This is a genomic window from Desulfopila aestuarii DSM 18488, assembly GCF_900143695.1.
In the GTDB taxonomy this organism is placed as follows: Bacteria; Desulfobacterota; Desulfobulbia; order Desulfobulbales; family Desulfocapsaceae; genus Desulfopila; species Desulfopila aestuarii.
In genome coordinates this window covers 59,934-76,268 of record NZ_FRFE01000010.1, presented here as the reverse complement: position 1 = coordinate 76,268, position 16,335 = coordinate 59,934, and the positions used below count along the sequence as shown (strand labels likewise).

Annotated in this window: 16 protein-coding genes; 2 read left to right on the top strand and 14 right to left on the bottom strand. The window is 52.0% G+C overall.

The features are described 5' to 3' along the window. Positions 1-45: 45 nt before the first annotated feature. From BUF15_RS11575 to tgt, 8 genes are all read right to left on the bottom strand, one after another. A complete protein-coding gene (locus BUF15_RS11575) occupies positions 46-735 on the bottom strand; it encodes a hypothetical protein (RefSeq protein ID WP_073613647.1) in 690 nt (229 codons plus the stop codon). Next, on the bottom strand, positions 719-2,008 hold the full coding sequence (locus tag BUF15_RS11570; RefSeq protein WP_073613646.1) for a sulfite exporter TauE/SafE family protein: 1,290 nt from the start codon (positions 2,006-2,008) through the stop codon (positions 719-721). Before BUF15_RS11570 ends, BUF15_RS11575 begins: the two co-directional genes overlap by 17 nt. A gap of 64 nt (positions 2,009-2,072) precedes the next feature. Beyond that, entirely contained in the window at positions 2,073-2,501 is a 429-nt protein-coding gene (locus BUF15_RS11565) for a response regulator (protein ID WP_073613645.1), read from the bottom strand. 46 nt (positions 2,502-2,547) lie between these two features. Further along, positions 2,548-4,203, bottom strand: coding sequence for a sensor histidine kinase (locus tag BUF15_RS11560; RefSeq protein ID WP_073613644.1), 1,656 nt, complete (start codon positions 4,201-4,203; stop codon positions 2,548-2,550). A 316-nt stretch (positions 4,204-4,519) separates the two neighbouring features. Next, on the bottom strand, positions 4,520-4,801 hold the full coding sequence (locus tag BUF15_RS11555) for a hypothetical protein (protein WP_073613643.1): 282 nt from the start codon (positions 4,799-4,801) through the stop codon (positions 4,520-4,522). Between the two features lie 21 nt (positions 4,802-4,822). Next, complete coding sequence (gene rnhA / locus BUF15_RS11550) at positions 4,823-5,524, bottom strand: ribonuclease HI (protein ID WP_073613642.1); 702 nt, start codon at positions 5,522-5,524, stop codon at positions 4,823-4,825. Positions 5,525-5,668: 144 nt separating this feature from the next. Then, positions 5,669-6,037 (bottom strand): preprotein translocase subunit YajC, encoded by a 369-nt coding sequence (yajC, locus tag BUF15_RS11545; RefSeq protein WP_073613641.1) that lies wholly within the window; start codon positions 6,035-6,037, stop codon positions 5,669-5,671. Positions 6,038-6,133: 96 nt separating this feature from the next. Then, complete coding sequence (gene tgt, locus BUF15_RS11540; RefSeq protein ID WP_073613640.1) at positions 6,134-7,255, bottom strand: tRNA guanosine(34) transglycosylase Tgt; 1,122 nt, start codon at positions 7,253-7,255, stop codon at positions 6,134-6,136. 348 nt (positions 7,256-7,603) lie between these two features. Here tgt and BUF15_RS11535 point away from each other — a divergent pair, with 348 nt between their 5' ends. After that, complete coding sequence (locus BUF15_RS11535; protein ID WP_073613639.1) at positions 7,604-8,971, top strand: DUF4388 domain-containing protein; 1,368 nt, start codon at positions 7,604-7,606, stop codon at positions 8,969-8,971. A 3-nt stretch (positions 8,972-8,974) separates the two neighbouring features. Here the strand turns inward: BUF15_RS11535 and BUF15_RS11530 are convergent, their stop codons facing one another. The 5 genes from BUF15_RS11530 to guaB form a co-directional block, all read right to left on the bottom strand. Next, a complete protein-coding gene (locus BUF15_RS11530; protein WP_073613638.1) occupies positions 8,975-10,057 on the bottom strand; it encodes a phosphotransferase enzyme family protein in 1,083 nt (360 codons plus the stop codon). 3 nt (positions 10,058-10,060) lie between these two features. Continuing rightward, entirely contained in the window at positions 10,061-11,059 is a 999-nt protein-coding gene (gene glk / locus BUF15_RS11525) for a glucokinase (RefSeq protein WP_073613637.1), read from the bottom strand. Positions 11,060-11,116: 57 nt separating this feature from the next. Next, positions 11,117-11,884 carry a LabA-like NYN domain-containing protein gene (locus BUF15_RS11520; protein WP_073613636.1) on the bottom strand — a complete coding sequence of 256 codons (768 nt, stop codon included), beginning with the start codon at positions 11,882-11,884 and terminating at the stop codon, positions 11,117-11,119. Positions 11,885-11,916: 32 nt separating this feature from the next. Continuing rightward, on the bottom strand, positions 11,917-13,467 hold the full coding sequence (guaA, locus tag BUF15_RS11515) for a glutamine-hydrolyzing GMP synthase (RefSeq protein ID WP_200802371.1): 1,551 nt from the start codon (positions 13,465-13,467) through the stop codon (positions 11,917-11,919). Between the two features lie 77 nt (positions 13,468-13,544). Further along, positions 13,545-15,008: an IMP dehydrogenase gene (guaB, locus tag BUF15_RS11510; RefSeq protein ID WP_073613635.1), complete on the bottom strand. Its 1,464-nt coding sequence runs from the start codon at positions 15,006-15,008 to the stop codon at positions 13,545-13,547. Between the two features lie 364 nt (positions 15,009-15,372). Between guaB and BUF15_RS11505 the strand changes: the two genes are divergently transcribed. Then, a complete protein-coding gene (locus BUF15_RS11505) occupies positions 15,373-15,981 on the top strand; it encodes an L-threonylcarbamoyladenylate synthase (protein ID WP_073613634.1) in 609 nt (202 codons plus the stop codon). Here the strand turns inward: BUF15_RS11505 and BUF15_RS11500 are convergent. After that, positions 15,965-16,249, bottom strand: coding sequence for an HU family DNA-binding protein (locus BUF15_RS11500; RefSeq protein ID WP_073613633.1), 285 nt, complete (start codon positions 16,247-16,249; stop codon positions 15,965-15,967). The two genes, BUF15_RS11505 and BUF15_RS11500, sit on opposite strands and share 17 nt — an antisense overlap. Between the last annotated feature and the right edge of the window lie 86 nt (positions 16,250-16,335).

Below are 16,335 nucleotides of genomic sequence, written 5' to 3'. Positions count from 1 at the left end.
ATCCGCAGATGATGGTCCGCTTCGTAAAGTGAAAACACCAGAACATCAATGCCCGATTTTCAACCCCAATCCCTCAAAAAGATACATCAGTCCAAAACCATACCAGACCGTATAGAAAACATAGAACCCCAGTGCAACAAGGATCATGACAATGTTCTCTTTCCAGTTCATGGCCTGAACACCGTAATAGTTGTATGCCGGTTCCAAGGCTTTCTTGCTGACGCTGGAAAACGGCTTGGCCTCGGCAAACTTCTCCTGCTTGGTAAGCTCATTGCTGATGGATTTGAATGCGGTAAACCAGTTATAGAGCACCTGCTTTTCGGCAATACCATACTTTTCCTGGATCGGCGCTCCGTTATTGGCAAACATCTGGTCGCTGTCGGCCAGACTGCTTTTCAGGATCTTTGCCATATCTCCTGTGATACTCAACTCCTGGCCGGCAACAGCGACCTGTGCTCCCGCAGTCTCCATGAGTCTTGCAGTTTCAACCGCCTGGTTTTCATCACCCAGCTTAATTTTAACATCGATCAGCTTGCCTGTATATTTTTCGCTATCCTTGATCGCTCCAGGGATGAAATAGGATGAACCTTTAGAGACCATATTGAACATGTTATCGAGGTAATCAAGACCATTTATCTTTCCGGGAAACACCGGACTGAAAATCACACCAAGGATACCGACAAAAATAACCAGCATCGCTATGCCGCGTGCTTTTAATCTATTCTGCATACTCATGGACATGTCCCTCCGAGCGTAAGGATTTCAGATTACGGAAAAATACAAAGAATACCCACAGGGTAAAGGCACCGATGACAATAAAGAAAAGCGCGTTGCCAACAGTATTGAGCAGGGCACCAGTCTGTTTGGATATACTGATGTAGTTCAGGCTCTGCAGTTTCTCAGGCAGCGCGAAGAAGCGGTTGATGAAACCGGCGGTGACAGCCAGGGCAAAAAAACCGCGGATCATGATACCTGGTACAACCTTGGTGACCAGCGAGCCAATCTGCACCCCGACCAGTGAACCGATAAGCATCCCCATGGCCAGCGTGTAGAAAACAAAGCCGTAAATGGCATACTGGCTGATGGCACTGTAGCCGGCAGTAAAGACGATCTGGAAAATGTCCGTTCCAACCGTGGTCATGGAAGAAACGCCCAGGCCGTAAACGAAGATAGGAAAGGTGAGAAAACCGCCGCCAACGCCCATGATCGATGCAGCCATGCCAACAATAAAACCGCTCAGGACCAGGAAAATAGCCGAGATTTTACGGCCACCACGGGTCACACCCTCATCGAATTTGATCATCGGCGGCAGGTTGATGGACTGCAGTCGTGCACCCATAGGGGGAATATCCTCACTCCGTGCACCTTTCGTGGAACTGGCACTTGGTTTGCCGCTTTTAATATAGTCAATTACCGCGTAGAACGAGAGGAAACCAAGAATAAAGACATAGACAGAGGTGATGAACAGATCGCTCAATACCGGGTTCAAGTCGTAAAGATATCTGTTCAGCATACCGCCCAGAGTGGACCCCGCAATGGCGCCGATTAGGAAGGTTACCGCCAGCGGCACCGATATGTTGCCCAGCTTTTTATGGAGGACACTTCCCATAATTGCTTTTGCAAAAATATGAAACAGGTCGGTACCAACAGCGAGAATACCTTTGACACCCGCACTCATCAACGCCGGGGCGATGATGAATCCGCCGCCAGCACCGATACAACCGGTTATAAGCCCGGCACAGACCCCGACAAAAACAGAGGCAAAGAAAATAACACTGGTGTAGTGCGATGGCATATAGGCAGACTTGCCACCAATAACATTGGGCAAACCAGAACCATCCCCTGCGGCGATGGCAATACCGCCGAGCAGAATGGGAATGAGCAGTAGCAGGAGAATCACTTGCCGTTTCCTGCTCGCCATAATGTTTGTTGACATCTCCAGTTCCCATCGGGCATGCGCCCTGGAACCATCGATCATCAATTGGTGAAACTGTTTGAATGCGTTCATAATTTTTCCCTTTTGTGAAATTTTCTGTTACATCCGTACTCTCAGCTGAACATGCCGATTTTTATTAACTCGGCATGGCCATGTGTTTTTTCATCTGCGCCAGCTCAATCTTCTCCTGGTGCAGTCGTTTCTTTTCATAAGCAAAGCTCAGTTTTTCAAGAAGCGGATCGAGTTCAATGGGTTTCATCAGGTAATCAAAAGCTCCCAGTTTCATTCCCTCAATTCCCGATTCCACCGAGGCATGGCCGGTAAGCAGTACCACCTCAACCAGCGGGTTCTGGATACGGATCTGCCGAAGCGTCTCGATACCGTCTATGCCCGGCATCTTCACATCGAGCAACACCACATCGATCAGGGCGTGTCGCAAAATCTCCATTGCCTGCTCCCCGCTTTCCGCGCCTCTGGCATTGATCCCTCGCTTATTTAAGATTTTCACCGTCAAATCCCTGAATTCTGCCTCATCGTCCACAACCAGCACATCGAACTGTTTCATCGCTCACTCCTATCGGTAGATACTCATCTGTTGAAGGCTTGTACGCTCATCCCTGTCGCCGAAACCGGTTGACCGGCAGGACGATGGTGAATACTGCACCTCCACCTTTTCTATTTGCAGCGGCTATCGAACCACCAAGTTTTTTAACAATGTCGTAGCTGATATAGAGCCCGAGCCCTGTCCCTTTGCCGGGGTCCTTGGTGGTGAAAAACGGATCAAAGAGATGGGGAAGATTGTCGGACGGTATCCCCGGTCCGGTGTCGGCGCATTCCACCACAATCTTGTCAGGTGGTTCCAGCCATGTGGTAATCGTGACTTCCCCTTCCTTGCCGACAGCATCGATGGCATTGCCCACCAGATTTAACAGCACCTGCTGTAGCTGGGGACCGTCGGTCATAGTAGTGGGCAGGTCTGATGCCAGCCGGGTGACGATATGGATATTGTTGTAACTCGCCTCACGCTCAACAAAGGAGGTCGTTTCGGTGATGAGATCGTTGACCTGGACACTTTCCTGCTGGGCTGTCATTTTCCGTGAAAAACCGAGGAGCCGGTGGGTGATGGTACCGGCCCGCCGCACGTGATGTTTTATCTGCTCTACTGCATGGAGGTATTCGTCAAGGTTCTTTATCTGGGCTGGATCCTCGTCTGGCAGCAGCTCGCCGATCCAGCCGGCCTGATTGGTAATCATCTGCAGGGGATTGTTGATCTCATGGGCGATGCCGGCTGCAAGCCTTCCCACCGTTGCCATCTTCTCCACCTGGGAAAACTGCAGACCAAGAGCGGCGAACTCTTTATCAGAGCGTTCGAAGTTGCGGGCCAGTGCAAAGCTCACATAGGTGGCAGCTGCGATCGCTACGAAGGAAATACCAATTACAATGAGAAATATCCTATTTCTGAGACGCAGGTAATAGCCAAGAGAATCCTTGATATTCGCCCGCAAGACCAGGAGCCAATGACCATTATGGATCCAGCGGGTGGTATAGACATCGGTACCGGTCACCAGGGAATTGGAGATGTTATCAAAAGAGAGCAGTTGTTTTTCTTCGATTGAAAGGGTGTTTTTTTCTAGAAGGCCAGGAGTCTGCAGCTCACCTTTTCGATTGACAATGAAAACATCGCCATTCGGTCCGAGTTGAGCAGAATGCAGGAGCGCATTAAACATGCTGGAGTTGATGGTGGCCCGTACCACATAACTTTTCAGTGAATTGGTGACCGCCACGACGAAATGGGGTGTATTTCTATAACCGCTGAAGACATCACTCACATGAATACCGCTTATTAGTGTCTCCGTGAACCAGGGTGCATCATTGTAGTTTTTCCCCTCAACTTTTGTGCGATAGGGCCCGACATAGGCGTGCTGGTTTCCGGCCACGTCGATAACCTGGAGATCAACGATGTCACCTGTTCGGTTGATGGCAAGAAAAATCCGCTCCACATTCGCCTGGGAGAAGAGATACTCCTGGGAAAAAAGGCTTTCCAGAGAGGAAAGAAGGTTGATCTTGTCGTCGAGAAAACGGGAGATGACCTCGGCGCGGTGCTCGATGGTGGACTTGGCCAATTCCTGCAGCTTGAAGATATTGGTCTCCTCGACGGAGTTCTTCATGATCCAGGCAAAACTGGTGATAGGCAGGATGCTGAGACAGAAGAATGCGATCAGAAGTCTTCTGGTAATGGTGTTGTAGTATTGCTTTTTTCGTTCCATGGTCGCCTGCTGCCATTGGTCCTGTCGTCTTCTTCAGAGAGACTCTCCAGCCTACTGGGAATCTCCCGACCTGGTACCTTTCTATCGCAACAGACGTGCCATGGCGCATGACAGAAGCAACCCAAACACATTCCACATATTATCGGAAGCTTACAACAACAGAGGGACTGTTTTGGAATCGAGAACGGCACCGTTTGGCACCGCCGACATCAGCAAATGACGTCCAACCTTTTAACACTCTGTAAAGAGAACGGACACCAGAGAAAGAGGAACTGATGTCAGCAGTGGTGCTGCCGGCGTAAGGTGGGGAGGTGGGTCAGCGGATGGTATAGGTCGCCATCCGGATATGGCTGTTTTTGCAGCGGGGACAACGTCCAGGACGGTCAAAACGGCTCCGTCCGGTAAAAGAATAATCGCAAAGTAGACAGAGATATGGAGAGATGATCAGCTTTTCGCGGGATGATGCAAGGGTTCTGGCAAGATGAGGGAGGTGATCATACACCTCCTTTTCGGGTATCGACAACAGCTGGGAAAGTTCGATGGCGTCGAGTTCCTCTTCTCTGAGCAACTCGATCATTTGTTGACGGAGAGTTGTCATGGTTCCCCCACGTCACGCTCATTACAGGTTCTGCTCATAACCATAATCTATGTCACCAACGGAGGATCTGGCGGCGGCTACTGCCAGCTGGTCACACCGCTCATTCAATTCATTGCCAGCGTGCCCTTTGACCCAATGCAAGGTAACTTTCTCGCTTGAAAGAAGATCGAGCAATTCGGACCAGAGATCGGCATTCAATGCCGGCGCCCCATCCGCCTTACGCCATCCCCTGGCTCGCCACGATTTGGCCCACCCTTTCTCAATACCGTTCACCAGATAGCTGGAATCGGAATACAGTACGATAGGACGGCCACAACCGGCAACCGCTTTCAGCGCCTCAATGCAGGCGGTCATCTCCATCCGGTTGTTGGTAGTCAACCGGAACCCGCCGGAAAGCTCGCGCCGACCTTCACCATTGCAGATAACCACGCCATAGCCACCAGGACCAGGATTATTAATGGCACCGCCATCAGTGTAGATCACCAACGCATCGGCAGGATGTTTGACCGTCGCAGCTCCAGGTGTGGCACTACTCCTTGTGGTTTTTGTCTTTGCGGCAAGTCTGACCGGATTTTTCAGCCATGTTTCCGCCTCAGCCCTGGTGGTAAAGCTTTTAAATCGCGCACCGGCAAAGCCTTTTACCTGAGCTTCGGCGACGCTCCAACTGGTGAAAATGCCGGTAGTGCGACCAACCGCCACCGCATAAAATTTTGGCTTTGCCATGCAACTCCAATGTATCAAACAACTATGTCTCTATGTTTTCTGTACCCGGAACGAAAGGCCATAAACGCAAAAAGCCGCTCTATTCGACGAATAAAGCGGCTTCTTTTACTGTCTACATCCAGCAGATCAACAGCCTTTGATGCCTCAGCCTCCGGTTTTCGGAGCAGCCTTTCCATCTTTGCCTGCCGGGGCTACACTGGTGCCGTCCTTGTTAATTGCTCCGGCGATGGCATCCCGCGAAGCTTTAATGACTACATCTTTGGCAATTTCGAGTGACAGGACGTTGCCGTCGATGTCGGTAATGACGGCATGAATACCGCCTTTGGTCAATACCCGACTGCCTTTTTTCAGCTCAGAAAGGAACTTCTGATGCTGTTTGGCCTGTTTCTGCTGCGGGCGAATGAGCAGAAAATAAAATACCACAAATATAAGAATCAGCGGGATGAATGAGGCGAAGCCTCCGGCGGCCCCTGTTCCGCCTGCTGGCCCTGCCGCAAATGCAATGCCGTTCATAATGAATCCTCCAGAGAGTTTGTCAAACGATATATCCGGAAAACGCTCACAGCGCTGCTTCCGAATACTCTACCAATAAAACCGGGTTAAAAGTAATCACTCACCTTGAAGCCTGCCATAAAAATCGTTACGGAACGCGGCAAAGTTATCTTCCTCGATCGCTTTTCTGATATCAGCCATGAGTGTGAGATAATAGTGAAGGTTGTGAATCGTATTGAGATGATAGCTGAGTATCTCCCGACTTGCATAGAGATGACGGAGATAGGCACGTGAATAGTTGCGACAAGTGTAACAACTGCAGTTCTCATCCAGCGGCCGCATATCATCGCGATACCGGGAGTTCTTAATAACTAACCTGCCATTGCTGGTAAAGAGCATACCATTTCTGGCATTTCGGGTAGGCATCACGCAATCAAACATATCAATGCCGCGCCAGACCCCTTCCACCAGATCCTGAGGAGTACCTACCCCCATCAGATAGCGGGCATAATTCTCCGGCATATGCGGAGTGGTGGCCTCAGCAATATCGTACATCATCTGCGGCTCCTCACCCACACTCAAGCCCCCGATGGCATAGCCGTCAAAACCGATCTCCATCAGCTGCTCGATATGCATCTTCCGCAATTCTTCATGCATACCGCCCTGAACAATGCCAAAGAGCAGTTGCTCCCTGCTGGTATGTGCCTCGCGGCAGCGCTGGGCCCAACGGGTGGTAAGCGCCGTTGACTTGATGACCTCGTCTTTGGTGGCTGGATAGGGAATACAGGTATCAAGGCACATCATGATGTCGGAACCAAGACTCTGCTGCACCTGAACCGCAATCTCAGGACTGAGGAACAGTTTGGCGCCGTCGACGTGGGAACGAAAACTTGCCCCCTCTTCAGTGATTTTTGCCAGGTCCTTGAGGCTGAAAATCTGAAAGCCACCGCTGTCGGTTAAAATCGACCCCTTCCAGTTCATGAACTTGTGGAGGCCGCCAAAACGTTCGATCAGTTCATGACCGGGCCGAATGAAAAGATGGTAGGTGTTGCCGAGAATAATCTCGGCGTTCATCTCATAGAGGTTTTCCGGGGTGACCGCCTTGACTGTTGCCTGGGTGCCCACCGGCATGAAAACCGGCGTCTGGATGGTACCCTGCCTGGTGGTAACGTGGCCGCGGCGCGCTCTACATTCCGAGGATCGGTTATGGAGGGTGTAGGGTGTTGTCGTTTCTCTCATAATATTCAGTAGTCGTTTTCCATCGGGTTCTCGCGCCAAATAGACTGAAATGCGCGGACTTCACGCAAAGCACGAAAGTCTGGGCGGAGCAAATAGCCGCTGATAATACCGTAGCTCTTATATGCCGTAAACCCTTTTCGGTTAAAGGTCAGAACCTCATCGTGTGATGAAGCTTTCCCAGCCGCTGCCAATCTGTCAGGAATATGCTTTGCATTTTTGCATCATTTTTCTCATAGTTAATCGGATAAACATTTTGAACAGATTCGTCATGCATGATTTCGCGCACCTTACAATCGACGTACTGCCACGCACTGCCGCCTGCCTGTACGCATAACTTACATCTGTACTATGAAAAAAATCATTGTCATCAGCTACGCAAACAACGACCAGGAAGCCCTCGCCGGGATTCTCGGCCAATCTCCCGATCAATATGAACTGCAATTCGCCCAGGATGCGCAACAGGCCTTCCGTCTTGCAACGGAAAATGATGCAGACGCCATTATCTATGATCTTGCATCCTACCCTGACGGGCAATTGGACCATCTTGCTCGGTTGAGCAGCCGGCTCCCGTATGTTCCTTCCATTGCCATTATCGACGAAGAGGCAAAAGACGCCGATGCAGTGCTCCGTTCCGGTGTCAGCAGGTGTGTGACCAGACCTATCCAGGTCGAAAAGTTTCTTCATCACGTACGTGAACTGCTCCGGATGTCGACCAGTGGTCAGGTTCGGGGCATTCCCGTCCACAGCCTGCTGCAGATGCTGGAAAGCGATGAAAAAACCTGTACCCTGAAAGTCCAGAGCAAAGATAACAGTGGCCTGATCTTTGTAAAACAGGGCACAGTCGTCGCAGCGGAAACCGCCGATCAGCAGAACGAGGACGCCATATACTCCATCATCGACTGGGATGAACCTGCTGTCGAGCTCCGTTATTTTAATGGCATGCGCCCACCAGCGATCCAAAGACCGCTCATCTCGCTTATTATGGAGAGCTTTCGCTTAAAAGACGAACGTGACAGCTTAAACGAAAAGCAGGAGGCACAAAATAAGCCAAGGCTGGAGTTAAAGCATCTTTCAACCGCCGGCAACCGCATCTCTCTTGATATCGGCGCCAAAATCAAGCTGGAGTTCGACAAAATGGACACGCCCCTGGTCAGTACAATGGTGGGCATGATCCCAAACGAGTATCTCATTGTCACCACCCCGGCCCCGATTTCCATGGTACAGTCCGAGCTGAATTCCGAGAGCTGGATCATCGTCAAATACCTGCACATGGGACGGCTTTGCATGTTCCGGACCCAGTTGCTGAAAGCCATCAATGATCCGCACGACCTGCTCTTTCTCGACTATCCGCCCGCCATCCATTATCATGAACTCCGTCGGGCTAAGCGGACCTCGATCTTTATTCCCTGCACTCTCCACCTGTTACGCGGCCCGGAACTGTACGGGGTGCTGATCGATCTCAGCGCGCTGGGCTGCCTCTGCCAGATCAAGGCAAAAGGTAATGCCGAAATCCCGTCACTGGATATTGAAACCAAAATCCAGCTTCGCTGTCTGCTGCCGGGACTCAAGGAGGATCAGGAACTCACCGCCGTCGTCAAGAATTTCAGAAGGAGCGCCACCGAGACGAGGATCGGTCTTGAATTTGTCGGCCTGCAGGACTATCTCAAGGAAGTGATAGAGAAATATGTCTACTCCGTCGAGTCCATTATCGGCTGATGCTTACCGGTCAGTACATGCCCTGATTGTTTTTTCCTCTTCGCAGATTGACTCGGCCAGCTGAAACTGGCCGAGTGCCCGAAAGAGATTCTCCGCCTCCGACTTCACTTTGAAGTAGACATTGCCCTGCAGGTGGTCAGTCAGAAAACGTAAGGCCAGCTCAAAAGCAATGACCAGCACCGCATCGTAGATGTAATAACGGTCCGCATCACCGAAATCAGGACCGGCAATCTCAAGATAACCGCCCAGCACAGCGTGGCAGATGTCCGAGTCAAACCGTACGTCCTGCCGGTTCGCCCCTTCCTCGCCAGCCCTGTTGCAGCAGGAGCGCAGACAATCGCCGATATCATAATGGATCAATCCGGGTCCGGTGGTATCGAGATCGAAGAACCCTACCGCAACCCCTTTATCGGTAAAAATGACGTTGTCGAGCTTGGGATCACCATGGATTAAACGCCGGCGTAGATGACCCTTTGTTCGCGCATCTTCCAGAAGACCCGCCACTGGCCGAAACCGCTCGACATATGCCAGGGCCTGCTCCAGCTCGGGCGATCGTATCCCTTGCCATGCACTTCGTGCCTGGTCAAACTGTTCAAGATAGCGGGGCGTACAATGAAAACCGGGAATCGGCTCAGCCAGTGAACGTTCCGGGAGATCCATGGTCAATTGGTGAAAGCGGGCCAGGACCCTGCCAAGCTGAGCGGCGGTATCATGTGTAAAGCTTACAAGGTCAGCAGAAAGATGGTCAACCCAGCTCTGGGCGCGCCAGACGCCGCCCTCCCCGTCCTGATAGCTCAGTCCCCCATTTACGGTCAATATCAGCTGGGCGCAAAGAAAGGGTTCGGACTGAGACCCTGCAACTTCAGCAATATGCCTACTCACCCTGGCGAAGTTGGCGACAACCCGTTCAGGTTCTGGGAAAACAGCAGAGTTGATACGCTGCAGCACAAATTTTTGTCCGGCAGTCTGCACCAGATAGGTATCGTTGATGTTGCCAGCTCCTAGCGGCACCACCTGCACATCCGCGCTGCCGGCTCGAAAAGCCAGCAACACCTCGCCAAGAACCTGGCCAGGAGAAAAAATCATACCTTAGCGGGAAAACAGTTCCAAACCGTACCCCGCAGCACCCAGCAGTGCGGCATCGCCGCGTAGAATAAGCCGTACAGGGATGGTTTTCATGAGTTGTTCCATCTTGCCCTTGGCATGAAAATGGGTAAGGAAACCGGTAAAGTCAACTTTATCAGCAATCCGGGGCACGATGCCACCACCAATATAGAGGCCACCACGGGCATACAGCTTCAGGGCAAGGTTGCCCGCTTCAGCCCCCAGGATATTCAGGAAAAGATCAATCACCTTGCGGCAGAGAGGAGAACCATTATCGCCGAAGGCGTTTTCGAAAATAACCGGGGTTCGATCTGCAGCCTGCGCCATCTGGGCGATAACCTCAGGTCGTTCGGGAATGCCCAGATGCTGATGGTAAAAATCGTAGAGATTGGGGATACCGGGACCGGCTATGAGGCTCTCATAGCTGACCCGCTTTTTTCGTGTCAGCATCCAGCGGAGGAGTTCAGCCTGCTCCTCGCCCACCGGTCCAAAATCGGTATGGCCACCTTCACTGCCCCGGGGAAAAAAGAAGCTATAGTTCTTCACCAGCACACCCTCACCCAGACCGGTTCCGGGTGCCACCACGCCGATTAGCTGGCCTGGTTGCGGTTCACCGCTCTGGATTTCGAGCAGATCATCCCCCGACAGCAGGCCAAGGGAGGCACAGACTGCGGTCATGTCGTTGATGAGGTGCACACCTTTGAGGTTGAACTCACGAGCCAGCCCTTGCTCACTGATGATCCAGGGAAGATTGGTAACTGTGCCCACCCCACCGCTCACGACCCCGGCGACTCCTATGCTGGCATAGGTCGGGGCAGAACCAGTCTCCTGCAGGAAGGTGGCAATAATATCTTCCAACCGCCCATAGTCACCACAGGCATAGCGATTGCGTACCATTGGCGTATAATCGCTCCCGCCAAGCGGGAACATTGCCAGCTCGCATTTTGTTCCACCGACATCGACGGCCAAAAGGGTCTCTGTCACGACATCATCCTCCAGAACTCCACTTTTCCTCTCGGGCTTACAGAAAAAGCACCTGGGTTAATCATCCAGTGAACGGATATCCCAGGCCTCTGTCCGGTTGCTGTTGTCCGGATTTTTCACAACCTTGAACTCAAAGATATTCGATGAGTCAAGAAAAAGATTATCGTTGACCTCAGGAGCCTTGGAGCAGTGGAAAAACACAGACTCCGGTACCAGCCCTTTGCTGGGGGTCAGTGAATAGTAGCGCAGAAAACCGAACCCTCGTTCCGGGTTATAGTTAATGGGGAAACCGCGCTGACGCATCTCACCATTCGATGAATGCATAGGCAAGAGGCCCGGCACCAGAAAACCAGAGAGAAAGCTGTCTGCTGCCTCTTTCAGCTCACTGCTCACATGGTTAAAACCGATCACTTCCACCCGGCAGCCCATATTCTGGAGCGCCAGTACCAAACGGATAAAATCACCATCGCCGGTGAGCAAAATGACCCGGTCTAGGTTTCGCGCCTGCAGAAGAGCGTCAATGGCCAGATCCATATCGGCGTTGGCTTTGGTCGTTATGATGCCCTCGTCATCCACGAAATGCTTGACATACTTCTTGATAACCTTAAAGCCACACTGCCTTAGCACGTCGTGATAGCGGTAAAGCTTTTGCCGGTAGTCAGGTTCATCACGGGTACGCTCCCGATCCTCGGCCAGATAGGAGTTGGCCCGCAGTACCACGGAATTTCCGGCGCTCGCCAGCTCGACCAGCACATCATAGCGCATGCCGTAGCCACCGCAGAGCCGGATATTCTCCGCATCGACATAGATCCCCGTCTTCAACATTTCATCGTCTCCAAGAGAGTCCGCATTGGCGGTTATTCCCATTCAATGGTAGCGGGAGGCTTGGAGGAGATATCGTAGCAGACCCTGTTCACCCCGCGCACCTCGTTAATGATGCGGCTGGAGATGGTGCCAAGCAGATCATAAGGCAGTCGTGACCAGTCAGCAGTCATGGCGTCACGCGAATCGACAGCGCGGAGAGCAATAACATGCTCATAGGTGCGGCCATCGCCCATAACACCTACCGTCTGGATCGGCAACAGTACAGCAAAGGATTGCCACACCTTCCGGTACCAACCGGCCTTGCGCATCTCTTCAAGCACGATCACATCAGCCTGCCGTAAAATTTCCAGACGCTCACGGGTTACTTCACCCATGATCCGGATGCCAAGACCTGGCCCGGGGAACGGTTGACGATAAATGGCCTCCTCGGGCAAACCGAGTTCAAGGCCCAGCTCACGGACTTCATCCTTAAAGAGTTCTCTCAGCGGCTCGATCAGGTCAAGTTTCATCACATCAGGCAGGCCGCCCACATTGTGATGCGACTTGATCGGTGCCTCACCTCTGAAGGAAACAGATTCGATCACATCAGGATACAGGGTACCCTGGGCAAGATACTGTACCTCACCGATCTTATGCGCTTCTTCCTCAAAAATCTTGATAAATCCAAGACCGATCCGCTTACGCTTGACCTCGGGATCAAGAACACCCGCCAGCTCACCAAGGAAAAACTCGGTGGCATCGACATCAATCACGTTCAGCTTCGTTTTCTGGCGGAAGAAACGCAATATCGATTCGGACTCGTTGGTCCGCATCAAACCATTGTTCACGTAAATGCAGGTGAGCTGATCACCGATAGCACGATGAATAATGGCTGCGGTCACTGAGGAATCAACACCACCGGAAAGCGCACAGATCACCTTGCCGTTGCCAACTTTCTCCCGAATAGCCTGAACATTGGCCTCAATAAACGAGTGCATGGTCCAGCTGGGGCTACAGCCGCAGATGCCGAAAATGAAGTTTCGGAGCACATCATTGCCGATCAGGGTATGGGCCACTTCGGGATGAAACTGCACCCCGACAAAAGCGTTATCGGTATGGCGGATCGCCGCATACGGTGAGTGAGCACTCACCGCAGTCACCGAAAAGCCCTCGGGCAACTGTTCGATCCGGTCACCATGACTCATCCAGACCTGGTGGTGAAAATTACCGGTTTCAAGCCCGGCGAAGAGCCCTTCAGTATAGTTGACACTCAAGTCGGCCTTACCAAACTCACGTTTTTCAGCCCGCTCAACCTTTCCACCCAGCTGCTGCACCATCAGTTGCGCACCATAACAGATGCCAAGCACTGGCACTCCCAGTTCGAAAAGACCGGGATCGCTGTGCGGTGCGTCGGTGTCGTAAACTGAACATGGCCCGCCGGACAAAACGATACCTGACGGTTTCAGTTCCCGGATTTTGTCGAGGGAAATGTTAAAGGGGTGAATCTCGCTGTAAACTTTCTGTTCCCTGATCCGCCTGGCGATAAGCTGCGTAGTCTGTGAACCAAAATCCAGGATGAGTATTTTCTCGCTGTGAATATCCATTGATATGCTCTCTCGGTACGTGTTGCAAAACGGCGGCGTGGCCATAGAAGCCTTACCGCCGCCTCAATCGGCTCGTATCAGGCCATGCGGTAGTTGGGTGCTTCCTTGGTGATAATAACGTCATGGACATGGGACTCGCGTAAGCCTGCGGCAGAGATGCGGACAAACTTTGCCTTCTTATGCAGATCGGCGATGGTGCCAGCGCCCACATATCCCATGCCGGAGCGCAACCCTCCCAGCAGTTGATAGATCACCGAGGTGATCGGTCCACGGTACGGCACTTTACCCTCGATACCTTCGGGTACCAGTTTGGAAGTAGCGCTGACGTTCTCCTGAAAATAGCGGTCAGACGACCCCTGGGACATGGCGCCAAGAGAACCCATTCCGCGATAGCCCTTGTAGGTCCGGCCCTGATAGAGGAATGTTTCACCCGGAGTCTCGTCGGTTCCGGCAAAAAGGGAGCCGATCATGACGGTGGACGCGCCGCCGCCAATTGCCTTGGTAAGATCGCCGGAATGCTTGACGCCGCCGTCGGCGATAATCGGCACTCCGTGCCGGTTGCCAGCCTTGACGGTGTTTTTGATAGCAGTCATCTGCGGCACGCCGATACCGGCGACAATTCTGGTTGTACAGATGGAACCGGGACCAACACCAACCTTTACAGCATTGACACCGGCCCTGATCAGGTCTTCAGCCGCCTCTTCAGTGGCGACGTTACCGGCGATGATCTGCAGATTCGGAAAAGCGGATCGAACCTGCTCTACGGCTCTGATGACACCTCGGGAATGACCATGGGCGGAATCAATGACCACGACATCAACACCGGCCTTCAACAACCGCTCGGTATGTGCCTCAATGTTGACACCGACCCCAAGTGCCGCACCAACCAGCAAACGACCGAAACTGTCTTTTGCCGCCAAAGGATATTTCTTGATTTTTTCAAGATCCTTGATGGTAATGAGACCTTTCAAACCGCCACTTTCATCAACAACCAGCAATTTTTCGATGCGATGCTCGTGAAGCAGCGCTTTAGAATGCTCCAGAGTAATGCCAACCTTGGCGGTCACCAGGTTTTTGCTGGTCATGACATCGGCGACCCGAAGGTCATTATCGGAAACAAAGCGCAGGTCACGGTTGGTAACGATACCCACCAACTTGCCTTCATGCAGCACCGGTAGACCGGAAATCTTATAGGTCGCCATGATTTCCTGGACTTCACTGACCGACTGATCCTTATTGACGGTAATCGGATCAATGATCATACCCGACTCCGATTTCTTTACCCGCTCGACCTCAATTGCCTGCTGCTCAATGGTCATGTTCTTGTGGATAATGCCGATTCCGCCCTCACGCGCCATGGCAATGGCGGTGCGGTATTCGGTAACGGTATCCATGGCCGAACTGACCAGCGGCGTGTTCAGGGTAATGGTCTGGGTAAGCTGAGTCGCCAGTGAAACTTCGTTGGGAAGGACTTCAGATGCCGATGGAACAAGGAGTAAATCATCAAAAGTAAGTGCTGTTTCAATATTATCTGGTAACATAGTCCCTCCTTTTTTCAGGAAATGTGTCACAAATGCAATACATATATGGATACCGGTGGGTACGACCGGAAAAATGGCAATGTCTCTCTACCAAAAAATCAGTCAGTAAATGCCATCGCATCCATACCATTTTACGCCAAATGTTGTAATTTATACAGGGTAGAGCAGTTCGAAGACGGTGGAGGAACCACCGTGCGATTTACAGATCGCATCACGGTCGGATCGTTACATCCTCAGCATCATGAAAGGGTGACCTGACGGCCCGTTTCCTCGACACAGTGCAGGCTTCACGTTTTTCACAATAGGCAATTTTCACATCACGGCGATTCCGGACATACCTGACGCCGATAAGGATATCACAACAATGCTACTGGAAATCAATCCCCACAACCCTCAGCTCCGCCTGATTCAGCAGGTTGTCGACAGACTGAAAAGCGGTGGTGTGATCTGCTATCCCACCGACACCGGCTATGGCATCGGCTGCGACATCTTCAACCCTAAGGCGATCAAACAGGTGTCATTGATCAAGCATCGGCCAAAGCATAAGCCGTTTTCGTTTATCTGTTCAGACCTGACGCACATCAGCAACTACGCCCACGTCTCGAACACCGCCTACAGGTTGCTCAAGAAACGGCTGCCCGGACCGTACACCTTCGTTCTACCCGGCACCAAGGTGGTGCCAAACGTCATGATCACCAAGCAGAAAACGGTGGGCATCCGGGTCCCCGACAATCCCATCAGCCAGCTGCTGATTGAAACCCTTGGCAATCCCCTGGTTAATACCAGTTTGCCGGCGGAGGATGCACCACCGCCGGCAGATCCCTACGACATCGAGCAGCTGCTGGGTAATCGGGTCGATCTGGTCATCGACGGAGGAATTATCGTCTCCGATCCGTCCTCCGTTATCGACCTGACCGGTGATTATCCGGTCATCCTCCGCGAGGGGAAAGGGGATGTCACCCCTTTTCGCTGATCAACGCCTCTTTTAAGGATTTGCTCATGGTGAAATGAAGGGTATTCCGCACTGGAATATCCATCATTTTGCCGGTGCGGGGGTTTTTGGTGCATCTCGGCTTACGCTGACGCACCGAGAAACTGCCGTAGCCGCGCAGTTCGATGCGACGATCGTCCTGGAGCGCTCCCGCCATAGTATCAAGAATTATATCTACCGCCACGCTCACATCCTGCTTCTGCATGGAGAGCTGGTCGCTGACAATATTAACAATATCTTTTTTCAGCATCTCTTCGCCTTCTATATGTAACGGACCCGCATAGGGTTCCGGATAGTTCTTATGTATAAAAAAAGGTTGTCCTGCCTGAAACGTAC